The following is a 2,564-nucleotide window of genomic DNA, read 5'->3' on the forward strand; positions in this document are numbered from 1 at the left end:
CCTTCGCGCAGCCCTGCCGGTTGGCCTCCTTGTCACGGGCGGGGAGGTCGTTGTTCTTGGGTTTCTTGATCGGGACGAGGAGGCGGTCGCCCTCGCCGCCGACGTAGCCCTTGTCCGCGTAGAGGTAGAGCTCCGAGCGGTCGATCAGATCGAGGATGTCGTGCATCCGGGCCGCGGTGAAGTCATGGACGGAGCCGGGAAGCCCTTCGGAGATCCAGATCAGCCGGCCGTAGGGGTCGGTGAGGCCCTGCAGGTTGATGCCGTGGTACTTGTGCTTGCCCGAGTGGTACAGCTTGTTGTGCGCGCGGACACGGTTGGTACGCACGACGGTGCCGTCGAGGATGAGGAAGTTGCTCTGGGCCCACGCGAAGATCCAGACCGCGGCGAGCAGGGTCCGGCCGTGAGTGGCGAGCAGGCGGACGGCTTCGCGGATGTAGTTGTGGACGGTGCCGACACTGACCTGGAAGCCCTCGGCGAGCTGCTCGTAGCGTTCACCCTTGCGGAGGTGGACGAGCACCAGGAGTGCCTGCTCGGGTGGGGGCGGCTTGCGCCAGGTCCGACGCTGGGCGCGGTCCTCGGCCAGCAGCCCCGCAAGGAAGGCCAGGGTCGACTCGGGCAGGTCGACGACACCAGGGTAGGTTAGCAACGGAAGTCCTCGGTCAAGGGCACAGTGGGGTAGACACCCTGTGATCTACCGGGGACTTCTCTATTTACGGCACCACTCCGGCCACCGCCCGGCCAACTATCGCCGCCAGATGACGGAACGACCGGAACCAGTGCCCGTTCAATTCGTCAATTGGTGATCCTCAACGGCCGAGCTGCTTTCTGGCTGCCATAGGCGGCCTATGTCGTGACGGGTGTGGTGTGTCGGGGCGTGGTCGGGCCTGCTTCCCGGGGTGGAGGCATCGGTCATGGCGGCCGGCACTCTCGAAGACACCGCGACACCTGGATCCCCTGAAGACCCACCCGGCGGGGGCTGTAGTCGGCCCGTCAGGCTGGCTGGCCGGTCCGATCACGTAGACCTGGCAACCGGCGAGATCCGCCCGACCGCGGCACCGGCGGTGGTGCATGTGCGGTGCAACAACCGGCGGGCGTCTGCCTGCCCGGACTGCTCCCGGCTGTATCAGCGCGATGCGCGGCGCATCGTCGTGGGCGGCTTAGAGGCGGGTAGCGACGGCGGGGCCGGTGTGGTGGCGGGTGGGCCGGCGTGGTTCGTGACGTTGACGGCTCCGTCGTTCGGGCCGGTGCATTCCCGCCGTGCGGGCAAGGGCGCCGACGCGCGGGTGTGCCGCCAGCGGCGTGGGACCTGTGAACATGGCCGGGCGCTGGCCTGCCACCTACGTCACAGTGCGGATGATCGCCGTCTTGGGGAGCCGATCTGTCCGGCGTGTTTCGACTATGGCCGGGCGGTGGTGTGGAACGCGATGCTGCCGGCGCTGTGGAAGGCGACCCGTAACCGGCTGGAGTCGGCGATTGCGGCGGCGGTCGGGGTGACGGTGGCGGCGCTGCGCCGGGCGGTGCGGGTGTCGTTCGTGAAGGTCGCCGGGATGCAGCGCCGCGGGCTGGTGCATCTGCATGTCGTGATCCGGGTTGACGGTCGTGACCCGGGCGGGGATGTGGCCGGCGCGCCGGAGTAGGCGCGTGGGGACCTGGTCGCGGACTGCCTGCGCACGGTCCTGGGGTCGGTGGCGGTGGACGCGCCCGACCCGGCGGCGGTCGCGCTGTTCGACGCGTCGGGCGCGCTGCCGGTGCAGACGTCGGCGGGTGGTGGCTGGGCGGTGCGCTGGGGCGACCAGGTCGATATCCGCCGTGTCCGGATCAGTGGTGAGACGGATGCGGTCAAGGTCGGCAACTACCTGGCGAAGTATCTGACCAAGTCCGTCACCGATTCTGGGGCGCTGGATGCGCCGGTGCGGTCGCTGCGGCACCTGTCCCGGCTCGGGCTGCGTGACCTGCCCGGCGGTTGGTGGAGACCTGCTGGCGCCTGGGCGCGGATCGGGTGTTCGCCGAAGCGCTCGACGTGGCGGCGGGCCGGGTGCCGGGGCGGACGGTGGGGCTGGTCCGCTGGTCGCACGCGTTCGGGTTTGCAGGTCACTGGCTGTCGAAAAGTCGTCACTATTCGACGACGTTCGGGCGTCTGCGGGGGTGCGGCGGCGCTGGTCGCGGCTGTTGGCGGCGGCTGTTGGCGGCGGCGTTGTCGGGTCGCCCGATCGGGTGTTGAACGGCGCTCTCGATGCCCACGGGTGGGGCGCGGGGCGGCGGTGACGGTGCCGATGGCGGTGGGTTGACGTTGGGTGGGGGTGCGGGTTCGTCGGTGGCGGCACCGTGCCGACGAACACGGTGGTTGCTTGCCGTCAAGTTTGGTTGGTGGGTGTGGGGTGGGTGTCCGGTTGGCTGGCTGGTTCACCGTGAGCGCGTCGGGAACGCGAACGGCCCTCCCCTGATCCTTTGGCCGGGCTCGGGGAGGGCCGTGTGGCGCGCGGAGGCGCGGTGCTCACGGTAGAGGCTGATCCAGGTTCGGTCGAGCGTCGGCTGGCGGCGGGGGCTTTGGCCTGCCCGGGTTG

General features: G+C 69.9%; 1 protein-coding gene and 1 pseudogene. One reads left to right on the forward strand and one right to left on the reverse strand.

Translation table 11 applies throughout. From position 1 onward, the window contains the following. Window positions 1-646: transposase family protein (locus tag AC08OX_RS16895; RefSeq protein ID WP_476608698.1), on the reverse strand; the 646-nt coding region annotated here is incomplete at its 3' end. 265 nt (window positions 647-911) lie between these two features. On the opposite strand from AC08OX_RS16895, the pseudogene AC08OX_RS16900 reads away from it, so the two are divergent. Beyond that, a pseudogene (locus tag AC08OX_RS16900) lies at window positions 912-2,288 on the forward strand (replication initiator). Window positions 2,289-2,564 lie beyond the last annotated feature (276 nt).

The sequence above is a fragment of the Frankia sp. CoBUL1 genome (assembly GCF_978021245.1).